1 protein-coding gene is annotated in these 247 nt (G+C 71.7%); it reads right to left on the minus strand.

What is annotated here, in order from left to right:
- Positions 1–196 (minus strand): helix-turn-helix domain-containing protein (locus AOK17_RS54120; RefSeq protein ID WP_157881469.1); only part of this gene is annotated, 196 nt, incomplete at its 3' end.
- Positions 197–247: the final 51 nt, after the last annotated feature.

Consider the following 247-nt stretch of genomic DNA (forward strand, 5'->3'; position numbering starts at 1 on the left):
TGATCTCCGCGCGCTCGGCCCGGGACAGGGTCGACCGGCTCACCCCGCTGCGCTCCGCCAACTCGCCCAGGGACCAGCCTCGTTCGGCCCGCAGCTCGGCCAGCCGCACTCCGAGCCGGGCATCGACGGGGTCCGAGCCGCCGCCGACCGCGTCGACATCCTCACTGTGTCTCATATTCGGGATGCTATCCCACATGTGAAACGCGACAGCGGCGCGGCGCTCATCCCACCGGTGCGGCCTCGCCCA

It is taken from the genome of Streptomyces phaeochromogenes (genome assembly GCF_001418655.1).
Lineage (GTDB): Bacteria > Actinomycetota > Actinomycetes > Streptomycetales > Streptomycetaceae > Streptomyces > Streptomyces phaeochromogenes.